The sequence below is a fragment of the Glutamicibacter sp. FBE19 genome (assembly GCF_015524875.1).
In the GTDB taxonomy this organism is placed as follows: Bacteria; Actinomycetota; Actinomycetes; order Actinomycetales; family Micrococcaceae; genus Glutamicibacter; species Glutamicibacter halophytocola.
Genome location: NZ_JACKQN010000002.1, coordinates 278,687 through 293,733 on the forward strand (window position 1 = coordinate 278,687; position 15,047 = coordinate 293,733).

16 protein-coding genes and 1 pseudogene are annotated in these 15,047 nt (G+C 59.0%); 9 read left to right on the top strand and 8 right to left on the bottom strand.

Annotated features, from left to right (window positions below; translation table 11 throughout):
- Position 1: 1 nt before the first annotated feature.
- The gene (locus tag H6F58_RS04940) at positions 2 to 2,350 is read left to right on the top strand and encodes a GNAT family N-acetyltransferase (protein ID WP_195181254.1); all 2,349 of its coding nucleotides are present in this window, start codon (positions 2 to 4) and stop codon (positions 2,348 to 2,350) included.
- Between the two features lie 67 nt (positions 2,351 to 2,417).
- Here H6F58_RS04940 and H6F58_RS04945 read toward each other — a convergent pair whose 3' ends face one another.
- Positions 2,418 to 3,047, bottom strand: a complete 630-nt coding sequence (locus tag H6F58_RS04945; protein WP_146277964.1) for a maleylpyruvate isomerase family mycothiol-dependent enzyme — start codon at positions 3,045 to 3,047, stop codon at positions 2,418 to 2,420.
- 210 nt (positions 3,048 to 3,257) lie between these two features.
- Here H6F58_RS04945 and H6F58_RS04950 point away from each other — a divergent pair, with 210 nt between their 5' ends.
- From H6F58_RS04950 to H6F58_RS04965, 4 genes are read left to right on the top strand one after another with little or no spacing between them, the layout of a single operon-like run.
- Positions 3,258 to 3,608: a PadR family transcriptional regulator gene (locus H6F58_RS04950; protein ID WP_060701006.1), complete on the top strand. Its 351-nt coding sequence runs from the start codon at positions 3,258 to 3,260 to the stop codon at positions 3,606 to 3,608.
- Positions 3,605 to 3,967, top strand: coding sequence for a DUF1048 domain-containing protein (locus H6F58_RS04955; RefSeq protein ID WP_146277963.1), 363 nt, complete (start codon positions 3,605 to 3,607; stop codon positions 3,965 to 3,967). Before H6F58_RS04950 ends, H6F58_RS04955 begins: the two co-directional genes overlap by 4 nt.
- Before the next feature lie 11 nt (positions 3,968 to 3,978).
- Positions 3,979 to 4,767: an ABC transporter ATP-binding protein gene (locus H6F58_RS04960; RefSeq protein WP_195181255.1), complete on the top strand. Its 789-nt coding sequence runs from the start codon at positions 3,979 to 3,981 to the stop codon at positions 4,765 to 4,767.
- A complete protein-coding gene (locus H6F58_RS04965; protein ID WP_146277961.1) occupies positions 4,764 to 5,531 on the top strand; it encodes an ABC transporter permease in 768 nt (255 codons plus the stop codon). The genes H6F58_RS04960 and H6F58_RS04965 overlap by 4 nt, the downstream gene beginning before the upstream one ends.
- Positions 5,532 to 5,708: 177 nt before the next feature.
- Here the strand turns inward: H6F58_RS04965 and map are convergent, their stop codons facing one another.
- Positions 5,709 to 6,482 (bottom strand): type I methionyl aminopeptidase, encoded by a 774-nt coding sequence (gene map / locus H6F58_RS04970; protein WP_146277960.1) that lies wholly within the window; start codon positions 6,480 to 6,482, stop codon positions 5,709 to 5,711.
- A 46-nt stretch (positions 6,483 to 6,528) separates the two neighbouring features.
- Between map and H6F58_RS04975 the strand changes: the two genes are divergently transcribed.
- From H6F58_RS04975 to H6F58_RS04985, 3 genes are all read left to right on the top strand, one after another.
- Positions 6,529 to 6,822 carry a helix-turn-helix transcriptional regulator gene (locus H6F58_RS04975; protein WP_146277959.1) on the top strand — a complete coding sequence of 98 codons (294 nt, stop codon included), beginning with the start codon at positions 6,529 to 6,531 and terminating at the stop codon, positions 6,820 to 6,822.
- Between the two features lie 39 nt (positions 6,823 to 6,861).
- Positions 6,862 to 7,884, top strand: a complete 1,023-nt coding sequence (locus tag H6F58_RS04980) for an LLM class flavin-dependent oxidoreductase (RefSeq protein ID WP_146277958.1) — start codon at positions 6,862 to 6,864, stop codon at positions 7,882 to 7,884.
- Between the two features lie 109 nt (positions 7,885 to 7,993).
- Entirely contained in the window at positions 7,994 to 8,431 is a 438-nt protein-coding gene (locus H6F58_RS04985) for a 6,7-dimethyl-8-ribityllumazine synthase (protein WP_060701000.1), read from the top strand.
- Between the two features lie 77 nt (positions 8,432 to 8,508).
- On the opposite strand, the gene H6F58_RS04990 is transcribed toward H6F58_RS04985, so the two are convergent.
- Positions 8,509 to 8,793 (bottom strand): glycerate kinase, encoded by a 285-nt coding sequence (locus H6F58_RS04990; protein WP_084793364.1) that lies wholly within the window; start codon positions 8,791 to 8,793, stop codon positions 8,509 to 8,511.
- Between the two features lie 104 nt (positions 8,794 to 8,897).
- A complete protein-coding gene (locus H6F58_RS04995) occupies positions 8,898 to 9,707 on the bottom strand; it encodes a DUF4352 domain-containing protein (RefSeq protein ID WP_060700998.1) in 810 nt (269 codons plus the stop codon).
- A gap of 289 nt (positions 9,708 to 9,996) precedes the next feature.
- On the opposite strand from H6F58_RS04995, the gene H6F58_RS05000 reads away from it, so the two are divergent.
- Positions 9,997 to 10,824 (top strand): hypothetical protein, encoded by an 828-nt coding sequence (locus tag H6F58_RS05000; protein ID WP_146277955.1) that lies wholly within the window; start codon positions 9,997 to 9,999, stop codon positions 10,822 to 10,824.
- Positions 10,825 to 10,895: 71 nt separating this feature from the next.
- Here H6F58_RS05000 and H6F58_RS05005 read toward each other — a convergent pair whose 3' ends face one another.
- From H6F58_RS05005 to H6F58_RS05020, 4 genes and pseudogenes are all read right to left on the bottom strand, one after another.
- Positions 10,896 to 11,873 (bottom strand): carbohydrate kinase, encoded by a 978-nt coding sequence (locus H6F58_RS05005; protein WP_348536370.1) that lies wholly within the window; start codon positions 11,871 to 11,873, stop codon positions 10,896 to 10,898.
- 188 nt (positions 11,874 to 12,061) lie between these two features.
- On the bottom strand, positions 12,062 to 13,123 hold the full coding sequence (locus H6F58_RS05010) for an NAD(P)-dependent alcohol dehydrogenase (protein ID WP_146277953.1): 1,062 nt from the start codon (positions 13,121 to 13,123) through the stop codon (positions 12,062 to 12,064).
- A gap of 38 nt (positions 13,124 to 13,161) precedes the next feature.
- Positions 13,162 to 14,037 carry a carbohydrate ABC transporter permease gene (locus tag H6F58_RS05015; RefSeq protein WP_195181256.1) on the bottom strand — a complete coding sequence of 292 codons (876 nt, stop codon included), beginning with the start codon at positions 14,035 to 14,037 and terminating at the stop codon, positions 13,162 to 13,164.
- Positions 14,034 to 14,999 (bottom strand): annotated as a pseudogene (locus H6F58_RS05020) (sugar ABC transporter permease). The gene H6F58_RS05015 and the pseudogene H6F58_RS05020 overlap by 4 nt, the downstream one beginning before the upstream one ends.
- Positions 15,000 to 15,047: the final 48 nt, after the last annotated feature.

Sequence of the window (15,047 nt, forward strand, 5' to 3'; positions counted from 1 at the left end):
TATGAGCACCTTTACCTTCCGTTCTGTCGAATTGCCCCAGGACACCGCCTTGCTGCACTCCTGGATCGCCACCGAGCACGCCGCTTTCTGGGGCATGCCCACCGCGACCGAAACAGAAATTGCCGCCGAATACAGCTCGTTGCTGGCCACCGAAGACTATGAAGTCCTCCTCGGACTCGATGGCTCCGGGGCCGCCCGCTTCCTTCTCGAGCTGTACAACCCGGCCACCTCGCCACTGGCCGGGGCCTACAACTACGTCCGCGGTGATCGCGGCCTGCATTTCCTCGCCCCAGCCAGTGATCACCCGCAGCCAGGATTCACCCTTGAAGCGATGACCGCCGCGGTGAATCATGCATTCGCCCGGCCCGGCATCGAGCGGATTATCGTTGAACCAGACCTGCGCAACAAGGCCATCCATGCGCTCAACGCCCGCGTCGGTTTCACCCCAATCCGCCCCATTGAGCTTGCCGAGCACGATGGATCGATCAAGCAGGCGCTGCTCTCGATCTGCACCCGCAATGATTTCGAGACAGCGACCGGCCAACGCCTTGAGTCTTCCTTCCTCTCCCCCGAGCGCTGGGACATCGCCAATCGCCATGTGCTGGCCAAAGCCCTGGGCGAGTTCTCCCACGAACGCTTGCTGGAGCCCGCCGATCTTGGCGAGGGCAACTACTTGGTGCAGAAAGATGGACACCGCTATCTCTTTGCCGCACGCCAGTTCCAGCTCAATCACTGGCTGGTGGAGCCAGGCAGCCTGGAGCACCAGGAACTTATCGATGGGCGCTGGCAGCCAGCAGAAGTGGATGCCATCGACTTCGTGACGCGCTTCTATCGCGAGCTGACGCTCTCCGAGACGCAGTTGCCCACCTACCTGGAAGAGCTGTCTTCAACACTCTCCAGCCATTGCTACAAGCAGGTTCATGCCACTCACGACTCCGCCGCCCTGGCGCAGTTCCCAGGCACCGCGGCACAGTCCTTCCAGCTCGTCGAATCATCCATGACCGAAGGCCACCCGTGCTTCGTAGCGAATAATGGCCGCATGGGCGTGGGCCGCAGCGACTACCTGCGGTATGCGCCGGAAACCGGTGCGGCCCTGAACCTCGGGTGGACGGCCGCGCACAAGTCCCGTGCCCAGTTCGACTCCATCGACACCCTGGATTACGATTCGCTGCTTGGCAGCCAGCTGCACGCCGGCGAACGCGAACAGCTGGAGCAGGCGCTGGACCGGGCGTTGTTCGGCACTGGCTACCGCGCCGAGGACTACCTGTTCATCCCGGTGCACCCATGGCAATGGGAAAACCGCCTGTCCATCACCTTCGCCAACGACATTGCCCGCAAGCAGCTGATCTGGCTTGGCACCAGCGGCGACGAGTACCAGGCCCAGCAGTCGATCCGCACCTTCTTCAATCTTTCCGATCCCACGCGCCACTACGTCAAGACCGCGATGTCCATATTGAATATGGGCTTCATGCGCGGCTTGAGCGCTGAATACATGAAGGTCACTCCAGCCATCAACCAGTGGCTGGGCGAGCTGTTCGAGAGCGATCCGGTGCTCTCTACCCAGCCGGTTGCCCTGCTGCGGGAAATTGCGGCCGTTGGCTACCGCAATCCGCAGTTCGAAGCGGCGACCGGCAAGAGCGCAGCGCAACGCAAAATGCTCGCAGCCCTCTGGCGCGAATCGCCGATCAACCTGCTGGAAGAGGGCCAGACCCTGGCCACCATGGCCAGCCTCTTGCATGTGGATTCACAGGGCAAGTCCTTCGCCGCGGCGCTGATCCGGCGCAGCGGTTTGGACCCTGCCCACTGGCTGGCCCAATACTTCGACGCCTATCTGGTGCCTTTGGTGCACTGCTTGGCCGCCTACGACCTGGTCTTCATGCCGCACGGCGAGAACGTGATCATGATCCTGGAAAACTGCGCGGTGAAGAAGGTGCTGCTCAAGGATCTGGGCGAAGAAATTGCGGTGCTTTCCGACCGGGTTCAGTTGCCAGAAGAAATCCGCCGGGTGCGCACCGGTGGAGATCCGGTGCTCTCGGTGTTCACCGACGTATTCGATTCCTTCTTCCGCTTCCTGGCACCGCTGCTGGATGTCGAAGGCATCCTGCCCGAACAGGACTTCTGGAAGATCGTGGTTGAACGACTGCTGGATTACCGTGCCGAGCATCCTGAATTTGCGCAGCGCTTTGACGAGCTGGGGCTCTTTGAAAAATCGTTCCCGCTCTCCTGCCTGAACCGATTGCAGCTTCGAAACAACCAGCAAATGCTGGATCTGACCGACCAGTCCGGCGGCCTGCTCTACGCCGGCGACCTGGAGAACCCGTTGGCGTTTGCAGTGCTGGCCGCCAACTAGCGCTCATCAAAATTTGCATCGCGTCGCACAGTATTCGTGCGGCGCGATGCTTTTTGCGCTCCCTGCATCACACAAGCCTCAAGCGCAGTTCCTCGACTGCCTCGCCCTCCAGCTGCTGCAGGAATGCTGGCCTGCCTGCCATGACCATCACCAGATCCAATAGCTGGCCGCGCACCACAGCTCCGTGCCCAGCAGTGAAGGAGTCGTCCGTGGCGATGAGCTTGAGGCCTTTGATCAAGGTTTTGCTGTTAACGGCAAAATCCTGTGTGCAATAGAACCGGGCAACTTCATGAACCGCGGCAGGGTCTGGTTCCAGATTCAGGCCCAGCGCGACCGCAACGTCCTGGCCGTGGACCACGATTTCTCCCAGCAAACCCGGTACCGAATTGAAAACCGCCCTGGATTGAAGGCAAGATCTATCGAAGTTTTCCAGGGTTTGCTTTGCCGAGGTTCCCCAATATTTATTCAAGAGCCGATCGTTGTGCCGATCAGTACTAAATCCGCTGAGCACCATATTCAGCAGCCATTGGCCCGTCCCGGTTGAACCTGCCGCCGCGAGGTGCGCGGCTACATGGCGAACGCTCCAGGCCTGGCTCAACGTTGTGGTTTGCCACTGGTCCGGGTCGAGGCCATTCAGGAGCAGCGAAAGCCTCTGGCGCTCGCTTCTCACCAATTCCCAAAGCTGTGTGGATTGCATGCTGCGGCTTTCTCCTCGGTGGTTGCCTGTCTCCCTACCCTACCGACCAGGTTGATCTTGCAGCGCTTTTGATTTGCGCCTGTCACGCCGTTCTTTGGAAACGCGCACCAGGCCGCTGCAAAATTTTCGGTACTAAGTGTTGCTATATACCGCTACTTAGTTCTACTATCTACTTGTACTCAATAACACTAAGTAGATAGGAGGTTCGCAATGGCATCACAAATGACCGAGATGCTCAAAGGAACCCTGGAAGGGATCGTCCTGGCCATCTTGGCCGAACGTCCAGCCTACGGATACGAGATCACCACCGGATTGCGGGATCGCGGTTTCACAGATCTCGCTGAAGGAACCATTTATGCGCTCCTGGTGCGCATCGAGCAGAAGAAATTGGTTTCAGTTGAAAAGGTGCCCTCCGAAAAAGGGCCGCCACGCAAGGTCTTCACCTTGAACGACACCGGACAACAGCAGCTCTCCGACTTTTGGGCTACCTGGAACGTATTAGTCTCCCGCATCAATGCCCTGCCCCAACCCGACAGCAACGACGAAAGCAAAAAATCATGACCGCCAAATGGATTGAAAACATCACCGGCTCCCTCGAGCAAAAGAAGCAGTACAAGGAACAGAGCACTCGCCTCAAATCATTGCCCCAGCCCTACGCCAAGGCCGCCCTGGGCATCCATCGATACCTGCTGGCTCAAAGCGGGATCACCGATGGGGACACCATGGTCACGATGTTCACCGACCTCGCCGACCTATTTGAACAGGCGGCCGCAAACGGCACCGCCTTGCGTGAAATCACAGGCAGCGATCCTGCTGATTTTGCCGACGATTTCGCATCTGCCTACGGCGGCCAGCGCTGGACCGACAAGGAACGCAAGCGCTTGGCAGAAACCATCAACGAAGCCGAACAAGACACCTGAGGTGCATGATCATGAACGCAACCCTCGCGGAGAGTCCCGCTGTCGAGGTCCACGGAATGTCCAAATCATTCAAGGACCACCAGGTCCTTGACGGAGTTGATTTTTCCGTCCCAACGGGCAGCATTTTTGCCTTGCTAGGTTCCAACGGCGCCGGGAAAACCACACTTGTCCGCATTCTCGCGACCCTGCTTCCCGCAGATTCAGGGTCGATCAAGGTCTGCGGGAACGATGTTTCCCAATCCCCGGGGAAAGTACGCAAGTCCATCAGCCTGGCCGGGCAGTTCGCAGCGGTCGATGATGTCCTTACAGGTCGCGAGAACCTCACCCTCATCGCCCGGCTGCGTCGGGTGCCAGACGCGACGGCCGCCGACGCGCTACTGGAACGCTTTGGCCTCGCCGGGGCCTCGAACCGGCCCGCTGGCACCTACTCGGGTGGCATGCGGCGAAGGCTGGATATTGCCATGAGCCTTATCGGCTCCCCCGATCTCATCCTCCTCGATGAGCCAACCACCGGGCTGGATCCGCAGGCACGTCGCGAAACCTGGGAATCCATCCGCAACTTGGCGGCGGGCGGAACAACCATCCTGCTCACCACGCAGTATCTCGATGAAGCCGAGGCCCTGGCGGACTGGATTGCAATCCTGCACGAGGGATCGATCATCCATCAAGGAACGCTCCCCCAGCTTCAAGCTTTGCTTCCGCCAGCGCCAACGGAGCTGATCACCAAAAAACCCACGCTTGAGGAGATTTTCCTCGAGCTCATCAGCCGCGCACCGCGGCCAGAGCGGAGCGAATCATGAGCATCGCGTCCTTGCACGAAACCCGAATTCTCACCGGCCGCTCAATGCGCCACATCTTGCGCAGCCCCGACACCATCATCACCACCGCGGTGACACCGGTTGCCATGCTGCTGCTGTTTGTCTACGTCTTCGGCGGTGCCATTAACACGCAAACCACCGAGCCCTATGTGAATTACCTGCTGCCTGGAATCCTGATTATCACGATCGCCTCAGGTGTTGCCTACACTTCTTACCGGCTATTTCTGGACGTGCGTGACGGGCTGGTGCAGCGCCTGCGCGCCATGCCCATCTCGCGCTCAAGCGTCCTGTGGAGCCATGTGGCTACGTCCTTGATATCCAATTTGGTCTCGATGGCTCTGGTTCTGGCCGTAGCTCTCATCATGGGGTTTCGCACGAGCGCCTCGTTCACCCAGTGGCTGGCGGTCATCGGATTGCTGTGCCTGGTCACCTTGTCGATGACTTGGATTGCAGTCCTTGCAGGGCTCAGCGCAAAATCCGTTGATGGAGCAAGCGCCTTCAGCTATCCGCTCATCTTCCTGCCCTTTATCTCATCAGCATTCGTGCCCACCGATTCCATGCCAGCTCCGGTGGCATGGTTTGCCGAGCACCAGCCGATCACCGCAATCGTCGAGTCCCTCAGAGCCCTGCTGGCGCAGGAGCCAGTGGGAACCAATCTCCCGATCGCCTTGGCTTGGCTCGCTGCCATCGCACTGCTGAGCTGGGGCGCAGCGACCCGTGCCTTTCGAACCAAAATCTCCAGCTAGGGCAATTCAATAGCCGGTGGAACGCCAACCCGCCGGCCGAGGGCGCATCAGGAACCGCTGCATGGGGCAATGCTGTGCACAGCGGCTCTTCTCGAACATTGCCGCTCGCATCGGACCGGTGCTTGCCCATGGCCGACGGTCCCCATACAGGCCGCAGGGCCCGAAGTCCTGGTGGATCTAGGCGCGAGGCAGGGTCAGAATTTCTGCGCCGGTTTCGGTGATGGCGATGGTGTGTTCGGTATGCGCGGTCCGGCATCCGGTGGAGCTGCGCAATGTCCAGCCATCTTTGTCCATGATGAGCTTGTTGGTATTCGTCATGACCCATGGTTCCAATGCCAGCAACAGCCCGGCACGCAGCTTGTAGCCTCGGCCAGGGCGGCCGTCGTTGGAAACATGCGGGTCCTGGTGCATGGTCGAACCAATGCCATGACCGCCGAATTCGAGGTTCACCTTGTAGCCAGCGGCTTTGAGCACCGCCCCCATTGCGTAGGAAAGATCGCCGATCTTTGCCTCCGGTGAAGCCGCTGCAATGCCTGCCGCCAGTGCACGCTGGGTGGTTTCGATCAGTTTCCGGTCTTCGGCAGTTCCCTCGGAACCCACAACAAAGCTGATCGCTGCATCCGCCGCAAATCCGCGCAGCTTGATGGCCAAGTCCAAGCTCAGCAGGTCTCCCTCCGCCAAGGCGTAGTCGCGGGGCAGGCCATGCAGCACAGCATCATTGACTCCGGTGCAGATATAGTGCCCGAACGGGCCGTTGCCAAAGGAGGGAGCGTAATCCACGTAGCAGGACTCGGCGCCTGCTTCCAGGATCATCTCCTTGGTCCAGGCATCAATCTCCAACAGGTTCGTACCGACCTTGACCCGCTGCTTGAGCGTCGCAAGTATGGTTCCGACCAGCGCCCCGGTATCGCGGGCCCGATCAACTTCTGCAGGTGTGAGAATTTCAATCATGCCAATAACTATACCGGTCATATAGTACCGGTACTATAATTTTCTTATGGTCAGATTACCGCTCACCGCCAAAGAACTTGAACAAGGGAAGGTCCTTGGGTCCATCCTGCGACGCGCTCGCGGCGAACGCACCATCCTCGATGTTGCCCTGGAAGCCGGCCTCTCCCCTGAAACCCTGCGGAAAATCGAAACCGGCCGGGTAGCCACCCCGGCATTTTCCACCATTGCCGCAGTGGCGACCGTGCTGAACCTGTCGCTCGATAGCATCTGGTCATCACTCAACCAGCCGAGCGAAATCATTCCCCCTTCGCCTCGTTCCGAGCAGCTCGCACACCGCTAGGGCAGGAATAAGCGTCCGAAACTACTTGTTGGCTCAAGTATGAAGAACATCGGATTCTTGTCCTTCGGTCACTGGACCGACCATCCCCAGTCCGGCACGCGCAGCGCCTCGGACGCGCTGCTGCAGGCCATCGACCTCGCGGTCGCCGCCGAAGAGCTCGGCGCGGATGGGGCCTATTTCCGGGTGCACCACTTCGCTCAGCAATATGCCTCGCCGTTCCCGCTACTAGCCGCCATCGGCGCCCGGACCAATCGCATTGAAATTGGCACCGGCGTGATCGACATGCGCTACGAGAATCCCCTGTACATGGCCGAGGACGCCGGATCTGCCGACCTGATTTCCAAACGCCGATTGCAGCTGGGCATCAGCCGCGGCTCGCCCGAGCAGGTCATCGACGGGTGGCGCCACTTCGGATTCGAGCCGGAAGACGGTCAGTCCGATGCGGATATGGGCCGGCGCCACACCGAGCGCCTGCTCGAAGTCCTCTCCGGCGAAGGGTTCGCCCAGCCAAGCCCCAATCCGATGTTCCCCAACCCGCCGGGCCTGTTGCGCATCGAACCGCATTCGGAGACTTTGCGCGATCGGATCTGGTGGGGTTCGGGATCCAACGCCACCGCCGTCTGGGCTGCCAAACTGGGCATGAACCTGCAAAGCTCCACGTTGAAGGATGACGAATCCGGAAAGCCCTTCCATGTCCAGCAGGCGGAGCAGATCCAGCTCTACCGCGATGCCTGGAAAGAAGCCGGCCACGAGCGCGAACCACGCGTCTCGGTGAGCCGAAGCATCTTTGCGCTCACCGACGAGCGGGACTGGCAGTACTTTGGCCGCGACCGCTACAGCTCGGATCAGATCGGCAATATCGATGAGAAAACCCGTGCGGTCTTCGGAAAGTCCTATGCCGGCGAACCTGATGAACTGGCCAAGAAGCTGGCCGAAGATGAAGCCATCGCTGCGGCCGACACCTTATTGCTGACCGTTCCCAACCAACTGGGTGTCGAGTACAACGCCCACGTCATCGAGTCGATCCTCACCCACGTCGCCCCGAAACTCGGCTGGCGCTAAATACGGTAATAGTTACGCCGTTTCGCCGGGCTATTAAGCCAGCTGGTCGCTGGTCACTAGGCTAGGGCCATAGGAACTGAACTTTAAGACTAGGAATAGAGAGAAATTCATGAGCAACCCATTGAAGGTCGCCTTCATCAAGGCCAGCTGGCACGCAGATATCGTCGATCAGGCACTAGCCGGATTCACCGCAGACATGGACGCCTCCGGGACCGAGTACACCATCGAAACCATCAGCGTTCCAGGTGCCTACGAAATGCCATTGCAGGCGCAGCGCCTGGCCAAGACCGGAAAATATGATGCGATTGTCGCTGCGGCGCTGGTCGTCGATGGCGGCATCTACCGCCACGATTTTGTTGCCCAAGCAGTGGTCGACGGACTGATGCGCGTTCAGCTGGATACCGATGTGCCAACCTTCTCGGTCAGCCTGACCCCGCACCACTTCCACTCCAACGATGAGCACCAGAACTTCTACTTCGAGCACTTCCTCAAGAAGGGCGCCGAAGCAGCTCGCGCTGTTCGAGCCGTAGCCGCCATTCAGTTCTAGGCTCCGGCAGACCACCGCCAGGCGTGTTGACCAGCCCCAATAACCAGGGCGATCAGCACGCCTGAGGTGTATCCCAGCTACCACGCAGCGCGCGGGCTCAGTCGAGCCGCCGCTTCCTGCAACGTCACCGGAATCGGCCTGATCGATGCAATGGCGCCAATGCCGATGTCCTGCACGTCGCGGCAGCCCCTGCCCAATGTTCCGGCGAGCGCCACCACCGGAACCACATTCAGTGATGCTCTTCGTGCAGTTTTGGCCGGCACTTTGCCCTTGGGCGTTTGAACATCGATCGCATCCTTGGCGGTAATCACCAGGTCGACCCCGGATGGGCCCGAGTCCAAGTTCGCTTCAAATCGGGGCATGAGGATCGCGCTGATCACATCGTTTTCGGATGCATTAAAAGCCCAGGCCCCATAACCCGTTATCGGGGCATGGGGCCTGAGTTGCGTGCGCTGCTTACGCTGGGTTATTTAGTCGCCCAAAGCACCGATTCGTCGTTGAAGGACATGGTTTCGGTCATTCTGATCTTGGCGTCAGCCACGGCTTCTGCGGGGACGTCAAAGACCACCTGGTAGCTGGCTTTGCCGCCCTTGGACAGCGTAGGCGCATCCGTTGCCGGCTTGGCCGGCACCACCATGGCGGTGCTGGTGTCATAAATGCTCGCGTCTGAACCAACAAGTTCCGGGTTCAAGTCCAACCAGGCATCGCCTTCTTCATCGCCGTTGTAGACGACGGAAATATCGACGAGCACGTATTGGCCCTTCGCCTTCTCATTGAACTCATTGACCTTGGCAATCGCCTTGCCAGCATCCAGGTTCACCGTGCTGACGTTGACCGAGTAGTCGCCGACCGTCGCGGCCTCGCCGAGGGCAAGAACCTGGGATTCGTCCTCGGCCTGTTCTACCACTTCAGCCGGAGCGGCAACTTCACCATCGGCAGCATCCTCGATGCCACTGGTGACCTCGTCGATGGCCTTGACATAGAAGGACTGGGTGACAAACACCAAAACAATGGCAACAATGGCGATAACGCTTGAAGCGATTCCCAGTCCCTTGCTGCCTTTGCGCTTGAGCGCGATGACCAGGGATACGAGGCCCAAGACGAGTGCGACAACGCCCAGGATGGCTGCAACGTTGTTGACGATCGGGACCCAGCACAAGACGAGCGCAACAATTGCGATCACCAGGGCCGCGATGCCCAGGCCTCGTCCAGCGGTGGACTTCGGGGATGGAGACGGAATCGGAGTTCCGGGATCCATCGGTGTATGGATGCTCATGAGTGCTTCCTTCGAGTGACGGCAGAACACAACGCTCTGCGATGACGATTGACCTAAACGGATGACAGCCCCAGGTGCAACCGGAGCCTTTATTGACTCTTCAATGATCATGTCAATCGATACCGACAGTTTGGCTTGCTGCAATATTCGCTGCGGATGGATGCGCAGGCTTCCACAAGCCAGGCCAGCGGATAATGGCCAAGTCCTAAACCATCGAATTCGCTGAAGATCTTTCCTGGCTGGGCAAGCCTCTTTCCCAAAACCAGTGCCCGCATTACAGAATGCTGATATGCTCCCACCTGCTGAACGCTTCCAAGGTCGCGATACCCTGCGCTACGTGCGCCTCATGCTGCTCGTCGTTCCCCTGCTTTTGGTGGTGGCCATCGTCATTTACGGAATCGTCAACCAGCGGATCGAAGACTCGCTCAGCTCCTACTACTTGGGCCCAGCGCGAGACCTGTTTGTCGCCATGCTCGTGACTACCGGAGCATTGCTGGTGGTGTACAGCGGCGAAGCCCTGGAGGACTATGCGCTGAATCTGGCCGGGTTCTACGCCATGTTTGTCGCGCTGGTTCCCACCAGGCTGGGCGAAACCCTGGCCACGCTTGCACCGGCCGAACAGGGCAAGTTGATCCTTTCGGTCCGCGTAGCCATCGTTGCCGTATTGATCGTTAGCGCCGCATTCGTCTGGCTGGGCATCAGAACTAGCAACTGGCCGCACAAAGCGCTCATGCACAGCGCGTTGACCAGGGCCTTGGGATGGATCAGCACCGGCCTGCTCGCGGTCTTCATCCTGCTATTGATCTGGCGTGCCTTCGAAGGAAAAACCTTCGCCTGGGTTCATGCCAGCGCTGCGTTCTTGTTGATCTTCTCCATGGGCATCGCCATTGCCAGCCATCTGGGCCACGCGCCAATGTGCCATCAAGACACCAGCGGCGGTTCCCCGAACCGCTATCGGATCATCCTGGGACTGATGGCGCTGGGCTTGGTCGCCTGGCCGATTCTGCTTGTCGCTGGCGTTGACGAAGCCCTGTTCATCGTCGAGTGGTTCCAGATCGGGCTATTCGCCTACTTCTGGTACCTGGAATCCCGGCGGCTCTGGGATCCGGTTGCCTAAAAGAACCAAGCGGCCCGGTTCGAATGTCGAACCTGGCCGCTATGAGCAGGCACCTCGCTAGGCGCGATCGGCTAGCTGCCCAGCAGCATGCCAAGGTCATCCGCATTCGGTGGATTGGCCCCAGCGCGCGAGCAGGTAATGCCCGCAGCCCGGTTGGCATATGAAACAACCTCGCGAGCTTGATCCAAAGTCAAGGCATTCAAGACTGGCCTTGCCTCGGCCCCAAGCGCACCAAGCTGTGCGAGCCCAGCAAGGAGTCCCGACATGAAGGAATCTCCGGCCCCGACAGTGTCCGCGAGAGCAATTTTCTCACCGCCAACGTCCACCCGCCCTTGCCGGGAGAGGAACACCGTACCGGCATCGCCACGAGTCATGGCGATAAAAGCCGGTCCGAGCTCCAGCCAAGCGGCCATGGTTTCCTCCGGTGTGCGATCCGGGTAGAGCCACGCCAAGTCTTCGTCGCTGGCTTTCACCAGGTCACTTTCCTGCACGAAAAGTTCTGCCTGCCTCCTGGCCTGGCTGGCATCAGGGCATAAGGCTGGACGGCAATTCGGGTCGTAGCTGATGGTGCTGCCTCCGCGGCATTCAGCGATGGCAGTCAAAACGCTGTTTGCTCCCGGCATCATTGCACTCGCGATCGAACCGGTGTGGATATGCATGCTGCCGCGAACCTCGGTGCCTAATTGCCGCTTTCCGGTGCCCAGGTTCCACTCGATTGAAAAGTCATAGTCGGCCGATCCACCGGAGCCGATCGAGGCCTCGGCCACCGAAGTTCTTTCCAATCCGAAATTGCTCACTTCCACGTTGCTGGATTCCAAGTGGTCCTGGATCAATTGCCCGTGCTCGTCGGGGGCGAATTGAGTCACCAACTTCGTAGGCAGTCCCAAACGAGCCGTGCCCACCGCGACGTTTAACGGGCTGCCGCCAGGGTATTTCGCCCCGGCGCCCCCATCTGAAGCCGTGGCAATAACATCTACAAGAGACTCACCGACGATAGAGATGAGGGTGCCTTGAACCGAGATTGAAGATTTTTCCTCCGCTGGCAACACTGCCCCGTCCTTTCCATACATTCTTTTCATTCAGCCATGAGGCCGCGGCAACGTGCATCGTTTCAGGTGCCGTTCGCGATTGCCCGCGAGGCGGGTTTTCCCATGGTCGTGGGGATCCAATTGCAGACTTCTCGTGAGCGCAGCTTGTCGTCCACGCATCCACCACGTCTTTAACCCGTAGCCAGCTTCTAGCGCCCCGGATATACGACTGCTTTGAGCTGTCCTGGTTGCTTTCCGGATTTCAGTGCTTGCTCGGATTCGCTCAATGAATATCGGCCGGTAACCAAGATGTCCAGGTCCACTTTGCCAGCTTCCAGCAGCTCGATAGCCAACGGCCATGTATTGGTGTAGCGGAAGACGCCGGAGAGCCAGATTTCTCGATTCTGGATATAGGACACGGGAAGTTCGATATCGTCGGCACCCAAGCCAACGAGAATGACATGCCCGGCAGGAGCAACGGACTTGATACCTGACCGGACTGCGGATGGTGCGCCAGAGGCATCGATAAACGCGTCCACATCCAGCCCCTCGACAGAATCGGTGGCAGCGTTCAGGGCCTTGGTCGCGCCATGTTCAAGCGCAAATTCAAGTCGTTCTTCTGCAATATCGCTAATGTAGATTTCGCTCGCTCCGAAAGCCCTCGCCGCTTGTGCGACGATGACGCCGATCGGTCCGGCACCTGCAATGAGCACTCTGCTCCCTGGCCGGATGCCGGCACGCTCGCAAGCCCAGAGCCCCACCGATAGCGGCTCGATGAGGGCAGCAGCTTCGTCGCTGATGCTGTCAGGAATCGGGAAGGCAAAATCCGATTCAATCGTGACGAATTCGCAAAATGCGCCGTTGACAGGCGGCGTCGCGTAAAACTCGATGTCGGGGCAAAGGTTGTACCGCCCCGCCTTGCACTGGGCGCAGGTTCGGCATGGGCGCTGCGGTTCGACGGCCACCCTTTGGCCAATCCGGGAACTGTCAACAGAACTGCCGACCGCCGCGATTTTTCCGGCGAGCTCGTGGCCAAGGATCAGCGGGTGATCCACCACGTAGTCGCCAATACGACCGTGTTCATAATAATGGACATCGCTTCCGCAAACGCCGACTGCGGAAACCTGCACAAGAACCTGATTGGGTTCCAGTGCGGGCAGGGGCAGGGTTTCCATGGTCATTTCATGCTGGCTTTGGAGAACCGCCGCGCGCATGGTGGCCGGCAATGCTTGATTGCCACGTTCAGATGAGACTGCAGTTTGACTTGCCATGAGGAATTTCCTTTCGATATGCAAGATAAGATCTTTGGCTACTTCACTGCGCCCAAGGAAAGACCTTGGACCAGCTTGTCCTGGGCGGCAAATCCAGCGATCAGCACCGGCAATGAAACAACTACCGAGGCGGCGCACAATTGCGCCAGGAAGAGCCCTTGGCTTGAAACGAAACCTGTCAGGAATACTGGCGCTGTTCCAGAAACAACTCCGGTAAGCACTCGGGCCAGCAGCAGCTCGTTCCACGAGAAAATGAAGCAGATCAATCCGGTAGCTGCGATTCCTGGAGTCGCCACGGGGGCTACCACCTGGCTCAAGGTGCGAATCAGCCCGGCACCATCCAGCTGAGCCGCCTCGAGCATCTCCACAGGAACTTCAGCCAGGAAGGAACGCATCATCCAGACTGCGATCGGCAGGTTCATCGAGGTGTACATGATGATCAGGAACCAGATGTTGTCGAGCATCCCTGAGAAATTGGCAAATATGTACAGTGGCAACGCGGCGGCCACAATGGGCAGCATCTTGGTCGACAGCAAGAAGAACAGCACGTCGGTCCACTTCTTGATCGGCTTGATTGACAGCGCGTAGGCCGCTGGCATTGCCAAAAGCAACACAAGAATCGTAGAGAAGACCGAGGCCATTGCTGAATTGATCAGTGGCGGCCAGGGGTTGGCACCGGAGGCCGCTCCAAAGAACTGGGCATAGGCGTCCAGGGTCAGTGGCGCGAAAAACGACGGCTGGTTTGTTGCCGCATCGGCCTCGGAATGGAAGCTGGTGATCATCATCCATAGGACCGGGGAAACAAAGAGCAGGGCTGTAATCCACGCAATGAGGCCACCGAGTGGATTCCGGCGCCCGGAATTCTTGAGCCTGCGCTTTGGAGACAGTCGAAGTTGTTTGGTCGCAACGCTCATCGCGCGGCCTCCTTCTTGAAGATGGAAAATACGGTGTGCAGGGCAAAAGTCGCCACGATCAAGCTGCCGGCCACGGTTACAACACCGGCGGCCGAGGCCACGCCCTATTCATTAGCGATATTGAACGTCTTGTACACGGCGTACGGAAGGTTGCTCGTGCCCAAGCCGCCCGAAGTCAGCGTGAACACTGCATCGAAGTTCTGGACGATATAAATCGCTCCAAGCAAGCCGCCGAGTTCCAGGTACTGGCGCAGGTGCGGAAGGGTGATGTAGCGGAATACGTGCCAAGCGTTGGCACCATCCATTTGCGCCGCTTCGATCGCGTCAGCGGGCCTCGACTGCAAACCGGCCAGCAAGATCAGCATCATGAACGGCGTCCACTGCCAAACCAGCGACGCAATGATCGCGGCCAAAGGCTGATCGGTGAGCAGATCCATCTGCGGCGGATTTTGGCTCCCAAAGAGCTCCCAGATCCCGGTCAGGATGCCGTTGATCAAGCCGTAGACGGGGTTCAGGATGGCGTGCTTCCAGATCAGCGCGGCAGCGACCGGAACTACCAGGAATGGGGCGATCAGCAAGGTGCGCACCAGCCCTCGCCCGAAGAACTTCTGATTCAGCAGCAGGGCAATCAGCAACCCGGTAACGAGGCTGATAAGAACCACGGACGCCGTCAGCAATATGGTCACCCAAACCGCGTGGCGAAGCCCAGGGTCCGCAAATACCTGAATGTAATTGGAGAGCCCGGCAAAACCTCGATCGTTGGGCCTCAGGCTGTTCCAGTTGAAGAAGGAAATCACCAGAGTGACGGCAAAGGGCAACTGGGTGGTGATGATTACGAAGATCAGGGCGGGCAGCAATGGTGCCCGTCGTGCCCATGCGGCGGCAGGCGATTTCTTGCGCTGATCTGTTCCGGGGCCACCCAAAGTGGACTTGGGTTTCATGGCCGTGCTGACATACGACATCGTATTTGTGCTCCTAGTGAGGATCCAGCTGATTAGCCGCGCCTTGCG